Annotated in this window: 5 protein-coding genes; 2 read left to right on the forward strand and 3 right to left on the reverse strand. The window is 72.5% G+C overall.

The genetic code is table 11. The annotated features are described in order from the left end of the window. The coding region (locus IH13_RS0106515; RefSeq protein WP_031081824.1) for a PaaI family thioesterase at positions 1–234 on the reverse strand (234 nt) is incomplete at its 3' end. 107 nt (positions 235–341) lie between these two features. After that, a complete protein-coding gene (locus IH13_RS0106520) occupies positions 342–2,612 on the reverse strand; it encodes an FdhF/YdeP family oxidoreductase (RefSeq protein WP_031081827.1) in 2,271 nt (756 codons plus the stop codon). Between the two features lie 174 nt (positions 2,613–2,786). On the opposite strand from IH13_RS0106520, the gene polA reads away from it, so the two are divergent. Then, positions 2,787–5,498 carry a DNA polymerase I gene (polA, locus tag IH13_RS0106525; RefSeq protein WP_031081829.1) on the forward strand — a complete coding sequence of 904 codons (2,712 nt, stop codon included), beginning with the start codon at positions 2,787–2,789 and terminating at the stop codon, positions 5,496–5,498. 55 nt (positions 5,499–5,553) lie between these two features. On the opposite strand, the gene IH13_RS0106530 is transcribed toward polA, so the two are convergent. After that, a complete protein-coding gene (locus IH13_RS0106530; RefSeq protein ID WP_031081831.1) occupies positions 5,554–6,426 on the reverse strand; it encodes a DUF4184 family protein in 873 nt (290 codons plus the stop codon). 199 nt (positions 6,427–6,625) lie between these two features. On the opposite strand from IH13_RS0106530, the gene IH13_RS0106535 reads away from it, so the two are divergent. Then, positions 6,626–8,248 (forward strand): lytic transglycosylase domain-containing protein, encoded by a 1,623-nt coding sequence (locus IH13_RS0106535; RefSeq protein ID WP_031081834.1) that lies wholly within the window; start codon positions 6,626–6,628, stop codon positions 8,246–8,248. Positions 8,249–8,278: the final 30 nt, after the last annotated feature.

Genomic DNA, 8,278 nt, shown 5'->3' on the forward strand with positions numbered 1-8,278 from the left:
GCCCAGGGTCTCGGCGAGGACGGCGGAGGCGCCGCCGTGCAGGAGGCCGTAGGGCTGGGTGTTCCCCTCGACGGGCATGGTGCCGACGACGCGGTCGGCGGAGGCCTCGGTGATCCGGACGCCCATGCGCTCGCCGAGGTGGCCGGCGGAGAAGAGTGCGGGGAGGTCGACTCCGAGTGCGGCGTACTCGTCGATGATCTCCTGGGGGAACGTGGGTGCGGTGTGCTCGCCCATGGGTCCGGCTCCGATCGTCTGCGGTGGTCGTCGGTGTGCGCACGGTCCGGCCGTGCGCACTGTTCCTATCAGACGGCTGAGCGGTCGCTTAGCGGGTGTCCCGGGGTTCAGGGCTGTTCGAAGCGGATGACGACGGACTTGCTGGCGGGGGTGTTGCTGGTGTCGGCGGTGGCGTCGAGCGGTACGAGCACGTTGGTCTCGGGGTAGTACGCGGCGGCGCAGCCGCGGGCGGTGGGGTAGTGGACGACGCGGAAGCCGGGGGCGCGTCGTTCGACGCCGTCCTCCCATTCGCCGACGAGGTCGGTGTAGGAGCCGTCGGCGAGGCCGAGCGTCCGGGCGTCGTCGGGGTTGACCAGGACGACGCGCCGGCCGTTCCTGATGCCGCGGTAGCGGTCGTCGAGGCCGTAGACGGTGGTGTTGTACTGGTCGTGGGAGCGCAGCGTCTGCAGCAGGAGGCGGCCTTCGGGGAGGCGGGGGTACTCGACGGGGGCGGCCGTGAAGTTGGCCTTGCCGGTGGCCGTGGGGAAGCGGCGTTCGTCGCGGGGGGCGTGGGGGAGGGCGAAGCCGCCGGGGGCGGCGAGGCGTGCGTTGAAGTCCTCGAAGCCCGGTACGACACGGGAGATGCGGTCGCGGACGGCGGCGTAGTCCCGTTCGAACTCCTCCCAGGGGGTGCGGGAGGCGGGGCCGAGTACGGCGCGGGCGAGCCGGGCGACGATGGCGGGTTCGGAGAGCAGGTGGGGGCCGGCCGGGGTGAGGTTGCCGCGGGAGGCGTGGACCATGCCCATGGAGTCCTCGACGGTGACGACCTGCCTGCGCCCGTCCTGGACGTCCTTGTCGGTGCGGCCCAGGGTGGGGAGGATCAGGGCGCGGGCGCCGGTGACGGCGTGCGAGCGGTTGAGCTTGGTCGAGACGTGCACGGTGAGGCGTGCGGTGCGCATGGCGGCTTCGGTGACGGCGGTGTCGGGGGTGGCCGCGACGAAGTTCCCGCCCATGGCGAAGAAGACCTTGGCGTCGCCGTCGCGCAGGGCCCGGATCGAGCGGACGACGTCGTAGCCGTGGTGGCGTGGTGAGGTGATGCCGAATTCCTTGTCGAGGGCGTCGAGGAATTCGGGGGCGGGGCGTTCGAAGATGCCCATGGTGCGGTCGCCCTGGACGTTGGAGTGTCCGCGGACGGGGCAGACCCCGGCGCCGGGGCGGCCGATGTTGCCGCGCAGCAGGAGGAAGTTGACGATTTCGCGGATGGTGGGGACGGAGTGCTTGTGCTGGGTGAGGCCCATGGCCCAGCAGACGATGGTGCGCTGCGAGGCGAGGACCATGGCGAGGGCCTGCTCGATGGCGGGGCGGTCCAGGCCGGTGGCGGTGAGGGTCTCGTCCCAGTCGGCTTCGCGGGCGGCCCGGACGAACTCCTCGTAGCCGTGGGTGTGCTCGTCGACGAAGGCGGTGTCGACGGCTCCCTCGGTCTGGAGGATCAGTTTGTTCAGCAGCCGGAAGAGCGCCTGGTCGCCGCCGATGCGGATCTGCAGGAAGAGGTCGGTGAGGGCCGCGCCCCTGAGCATGCCGGAGGGCGTCTGGGGGTTCTTGAACCGTTCGAGGCCGGCTTCGGGGAGCGGGTTGACGGAGATGATCTTCGCTCCGGCCCCCTTGGCCTGTTCCAGGGCGGAGAGCATGCGGGGGTGGTTGGTGCCCGGGTTCTGTCCGGCGACGATGATCAGGTCGGCCTGGTGGAGGTCCTCCAGGCTGACGCTGCCCTTGCCGATCCCGATGGTCTCGCTCAGCGCGGAGCCCGACGACTCGTGGCACATGTTGGAGCAGTCGGGGAGGTTGTTGGTGCCGAACTCGCGGGCGAAGAGCTGGAAGAGGAAGGCGGCCTCGTTGCTGGTGCGCCCGGAGGTGTAGAAGAGGGCCTCGTCGGGGGAGTCGAGGGCGGTGAGTTCCTCGGCGATGATCTCGAAGGCGCGTTCCCAGGTCACGGCCTCGTACCGGTCGGCGCCCTCGGGCAGATACACAGGTTGCGTGATGCGTCCCTGCTGGCCGAGCCAGTAGCCGCTGCGCTCGGCCAGGTCGGTGACCGGATGGGCGGCGAAGAAGGCGGGGGTGACGCGGCGCAGGGTCGCCTCCTCGGCGACGGCCTTGGCACCGTTCTCGCAGAACTCGGCGATGTGCCGCTTGTCGCCCTCGGGCCAGGCGCAGCCGGGGCAGTCGAAGCCGTCCTTCTGGTTGACCTTGAGGAGGGTCTGCGCGGTGCGGCGTATCCCCATCTGCTGCTGGGCGATGCGCAGGGAGTGCGCGACGGCGGGCAGTCCCGCGGCGGAGTGCCGGGCCGCCTCGACCCGCGGTGCGTCCTGGACCGGGTCACCGGTCGGGGGCTTGGTGGCCATGGTGCTCCCCTTTGCGTCGTTGCTTCGCCGGCCCTCGATCCTGTCATGGGACGGCGCCGGGCGGACCTCCGGGAACGCGGGGAACGGCACGGCTGTGCGGGGGCGTGTGGTAAGAGGGGCGGGGCGGGTGGCGGCCGGTCCGGATTGTCAGTGGTCCGTGGCAGGATCGGGGGCGTGGCTGAGACGGCATCGAAGAAGACGGCAGACAACCGACCGCGCCTGCTCCTCATGGACGGGCACTCCCTGGCGTACCGGGCGTTCTTCGCCCTGCCCGCGGAGAATTTCACGACGGCGACGGGGCAGCCGACCAATGCCGTGTACGGCTTCATGTCGATGCTGGCGAACACGTTGCGTGACGAGGCGCCGACGCACTTCGCGGTGGCGTTCGACGTGTCCCGCAAGACGTGGCGTGCCACGGAGTTCCCGGAGTACAAGGCGAACCGCTCCAAGACCCCCGACGAGTTCAAGGGGCAGGTCGAGCTGATCGGCGAGTTGCTGGACGCGATGCACGCGGACCGGTTCGCGGTCGACGGGTTCGAGGCGGACGACGTCATCGCGACGCTGGCCACGCAGGCCGAGGCGGCGGGCTTCGAGGTGCTGATCGTCACGGGCGACCGGGACTCCTTCCAGCTGATCACGGACGACGTGACGGTGCTGTACCCGACGAAGGGCGTCTCGGAGCTGACGCGCTTCACCCCGGAGAAGGTCCAGGAGAAGTACGGGCTCACCCCCGCCCAGTACCCGGACTTCGCGGCACTGCGCGGCGACCCGTCGGACAACCTGCCGGGCATCCCGGGCGTCGGTGAGAAGACGGCGGCGAAGTGGATCAACCAGTTCGGTTCGTTCGCGGAGCTGGTGGAGCGCGCTGAGGAGGTCAAGGGGAAGGCCGGGCAGAATTTCCGCGACCACCTGGACGCGGTGAAGATGAACCGGGTGCTGACCGAGATGGTCCGCGACGTGGAGCTGCCGAAGACCCCCGGAGAGCTGGAGCGCGCACCGTACGACCGCACGGCGGTCACCGGGATCCTGGACGTGCTGGAGATCCGCAACCCGAGCCTGCGCGAGCGGCTGATGGCGGTGGACCCGGGTGCGGCACAGGCGCCGGCCCCGGAGCCGGCGGCCGGTGTCGAGCTCGACGGTTCGGTGCTGGGGCAGGGCGAGGTCGCCCCGTGGCTGGAGGCGCACGGCCGTCAGCCGCTCGGTGTGATGACGGTCGACACCTGGTCGCTGGGCGTGGGCTCGGTCACGGAGATCGCGCTGGCGGCCGCCGACGGCGCCGCCGCCTGGCTGGACCCGGCCGAGCTGGACGAGGCCGACGAGCAGGCGCTCGCCGCCTGGATCGCGGACCCGGAGCGGCCCAAGGTCATGCACAACGCGAAGAGCGCGCTGCGGGTCTTCCCCGAGCAGGGCTGGCGGCTGGAGGGCGTGTCCATGGACACCGCGCTCGCCGCCTATCTCGTGAAGCCGGGGCGCCGTTCCTTCGCCCTGGACGCGCTGGCCGTCGAGTACCTCGGCCGTGAGCTGGCGCCGGCCCCCTCGGCCGACGGGCAGCTGGCCTTCGGCGCGGACGACCGTGCCGAGGCCGACGCGCTGATGGCGCAGGCGCGCGCGGTGCTGGACCTCGGCGACGCGTTCACGGTGCGCCTGGACGAGGTCGGCGCCACGGAGCTGCTGCACGACATGGAGCTGCCCACCTCGATCCTGCTGGCCCGTCTGGAGCGGCACGGCATCGCCGCCGACCGGGACCACCTGGAGGGCATGGAGCAGCAGTTCGCGGGTGCCGTGCAGCAGGCGGTGAAGGAGGCGCACGCCGCGGTGGGCCGGGAGTTCAACCTCGGCTCGCCCAAGCAGCTGCAGGAAGTCCTCTTCGGTGAGCTGGCGCTGCCGAAGACGAAGAAGACGAAGACCGGTTACACGACGGACGCGGACGCGCTGGCGTGGCTGGCGGAGCGGACCGAGCACGAGCTGCCGGTGATCATGCTGCGCCACCGTGAGCAGGCGAAGCTGCGGGTGACGGTCGAGGGCCTGATCAAGACGATCGGCGGCGACGGCCGGATCCACACCACGTTCAACCAGACGGTCGCGGCGACCGGCCGGCTCTCCTCCACCGACCCCAATCTGCAGAACATCCCGGTGCGCACGGACGAGGGGCGGGCCATCCGCCGGGGCTTCGTCGTCGGTGAGGGATTCGAGTCGCTGATGACGGCGGATTACAGCCAGATCGAGCTGCGGGTGATGGCGCACCTCTCCGAGGACGCGGGTCTCATCGAGGCGTTCACCTCGGGCGAGGACCTGCACACGACCGTCGCCTCCCAGGTGTTCGGCGTCGACAAGGCGGCGGTCGACCCGGAGATGCGGCGCAAGATCAAGGCCATGTCGTACGGGCTGGCCTACGGGCTGTCCGCGTTCGGACTCTCCCAGCAGCTGAACATCGAGGCGGGTGAGGCCCGCGGGCTGATGGACACCTACTTCCAGCGGTTCGGCGGGGTCCGCGACTATCTGCACCGGGTGGTCGAGGAGGCCAGGGCCACCGGCTACACGGAGACGGTCTTCGGGCGCCGCCGCTACCTCCCGGACCTCAACAGCGACAACCGTCAGCGGCGCGAGACGGCGGAGCGGATGGCGCTCAACGCCCCGATCCAGGGGACGGCCGCCGACATCGTGAAGGTCGCGATGCTGCACGTGGACCGGGCGCTGACCGAGGCGCGGCTGACGTCCCGGATGCTGCTCCAGGTCCACGACGAAATCGTGCTGGAGATCGCCGCCGGTGAGCGGGAGCAGGTCGAGGAGATCCTGCGCCGCGAGATGTCCACGGCGGTCGAGCTGCGCGCCCCGCTGGACGTCTCGGTCGGGGTCGGCCGGGACTGGGAGTCGGCCGCGCACTGACCGGCGTACGTCCGAGCCCCCGGCGGCGGGCCGGGGGCGGGCGGGGCCTCCGGGGTCATGCCCCCGGACCGGGCCGGCCGGCCCGGGCGCCGGGAGCGAGGTGCGGCCCGTCCGGGGCGCCGGGGGCGCGGGTCCCGCGCAGCCGGATCCACGCCCCGTACAGCACGAGACCGGCCGCCAGCCCCGCCCCGGCGCCGAAGCAGGCGGTCGGGATGATGTCGAGGGGGGTGTCCACCCGCCCGAAGTAGGCGTACCAGCGGGCGCAGCGGTGGCCGGTGCCCGACAGGACGCACAGCCCGAGCAGCCCGAGCGCCCACCGGCGTTCCGCCCGGCCGAGCACCGGCACGGACGCGGGCGCGGCGACGGGTCCGGTGCGCCGCAGCCCGGTGTACGCGAACCAGGCCAGGACCGCCAGGGCCACGGCCGAGGTTGCGTACTGGACGATCTGGAAGACCGGGTGGCCGCCGACGGACCGGCTCAGCACCGGGACCAACTCTGTTCCCCACCGGTCGTGATGGGTGAAGGCGTCCCACACGACATGGGTGCCCGAGCCGATGACCGCGGACAGGACGAACCACCCCGCCTCGGCCGCCCTGACGGGCCCAGGTTCCCGGCGGCGGCCCCGCAGGAAGGCGTGCACCCGGCCGCGCCACCGTGCCGGGAGCAGCGCCACGAGCGGTTCGCGCAGCAGCAGCCAGAGCGCCACCAGGGCACCGGTGACCAGGACGTCCACGGTGAACACCCCCCACACGGCGTGGGTCACGGCGCCGAACTCCATCGCTCCGGGGACGGCCGTGTCCGCGTAGTAGGTCAGATCGGGTGCGAAGGAGCCCGCGACGAGCGCCGAGGCGACGAGCGGGCCGCGGCCCGCCCCCGAGCGGCGGATCCCCGGCAGGACGGCTGCGGCGTGGCTGAGGGTGAACGGCATCGCGCCAGTATGCGTGAGCCTCCGTCAGCCGCCACCGCGCTCCCGGGAGAACAGCACCGGACGAGGGGCCGGCGCCAACGTGAAAGAACGGTAAGAACCGGTCATGCGCCGGTGCCCCGGCCGCACAGGGTGTCGTAGGGTCGCCTGAGTCCTCGCGCCGGGGAGCGCGAACGGCCGTCGACGGGGAGGGAACACTCACATGGCAGCGCAATTCGGCCGCCGGCTGCGCAGGGGGGCCACCGGTACCGCCGTCGCCGCGGTCGCGGTGGCGGCTCTCGCGGCTTCCCAGGCACCCGCGGCGACGTCCGCGGACGCCTCCGGCGGTGACCAGGCGTCAGCCGGGGCCGACACGGCCTCCGAGGACGTCGCGGCCACCGGTAACTCGCCGTACCACACCGACCTCCCGCCGCTCGTCACACCGGACAAGCCCAGCACGTCCGTGGACCTTCCGGCGACCGGCAGCGCCGAGGCGGGGATGTGTATAAGAGACAGCAGGAAGGTCGAGTCGGGCCAGGCGCGCGGCGGCCAGGTCGACGCCGACGGCACCACGCACTCCCCGATCCTCGGCCCCGCCCTCAACGGGCAGGGCTTCGCGCTGATCAAGGACACCGACGGCGGGGCGTACGACGGCGACGCGACCCACGACCGGGCGGTCGGCCCCATGCAGTTCATCCCCTCGACCTGGGAGGACTGGGGCCAGGACGGCAACGGCGACGGGCGCAAGGACCCCAACAACATCTACGACGCGGCGCTGGCCGCCGGGCGCTACCTCTGCGCCGGCGGACGCAACCTGTCGCTGGCGGCGGACCTGGACCGGGCGGTCCTGAGCTACAACCACTCGCAGGAGTACCTGCGCACGGTCCGCTCCTGGTTCGACTTCTACAACCGCGGCACGCACCAGGTCCCCGACGGCACCGGCGTCCTGCCCTCCGGCAAGGACAGCAGCGGGTCCTCACCGTCGCCCACCCCGAAGCCGAGCGGCTCCACCGGCACGCCGAAGCCGAAGCCGACCCCGACCCCGACTCCCACCCCGGCTCCGTCGAAGCCGGGCGGCGGCACGAGCCCGAGCCCCACCCCCGAACCGCCGAAGCCCACCGAACCGACGACGCCGCCCGCCACCCCCGGACCGCCGCGCGTGCTCGGCAGCCTGGAGAACGCGGGTACCCCGGCCCTCACCGCCACCGCCGGCGAGGCGTTCGCCGGACGCGTCTCGGTACGGGCGAGGGACACCCTGGGCGCCCCGCTGGCCCAGGCGTCGGTCACCTTCACCCTGACCGGCTCCACCGACGCCCGGTTCGACGGGGACAGGACCACCGTCACCGTCCGCACCGGAGCGGACGGGACCGTCACCGCCCCCGTCCTGACGGCGGGCGAGGAGACCGGCGCGTTCACCGTGACGGCCGTCGCGGGCACCACGCACCCGCGCGTCCTCACCTTCAGGGCCCAGGTCACCGCCCGCGAGGCGGACGCGCTCACCCGCACCGGCGACGAGGCCCTCACGGCCGCCCCCGGCACCGCGTTCACCCCGGTGGAGGTCAAGGCCACCTACCAGGGCACCGGCCTCGCGGGCACCGCCGTCACCGCCACCCTGGTCACCGGCGGCGACACTCCCGTGGAGAACGACGAGGGCCCGTACTTCAAGGGCGGCAACGGCCAGGCACTCCGTACGCTCACCGGCCTCAGGACCGGTGCGGACGGCGTCCTGGAGCTCCCGGCCCTCTACGCCGACGACACCGAGGGCACCTACACACTGCTTCTCACCACCGAGAGCGGCGCGACGCTCACCGTCGCGCTCACGGTGAAGGCGGCGCCCGCCGCCTGACCGGCACCACCCGCGCGGCGGCCCCCGGCC

This window comes from Streptomyces sp. NRRL WC-3549, assembly GCF_000721935.1.
Taxonomy (GTDB): Bacteria; Actinomycetota; Actinomycetes; order Streptomycetales; family Streptomycetaceae; genus Streptomyces.

Bases quoted from the DNA above. Each gene is read 5' to 3' on its own strand.
- IH13_RS0106520 (WP_031081827.1), bottom strand. From the start codon at position 2,612: ATGGCCACCAAGCCCCCGACCGGTGACCCGGTCCAGGACGCACCGCGG.
- IH13_RS0106535 (WP_031081834.1), top strand. From the start codon at position 6,626: ATGGCAGCGCAATTCGGCCGCCGGCTGCGCAGGGGGGCCACCGGTACC.
- IH13_RS0106530 (WP_031081831.1), bottom strand. From the start codon at position 6,426: ATGCCGTTCACCCTCAGCCACGCCGCAGCCGTCCTGCCGGGGATCCGC.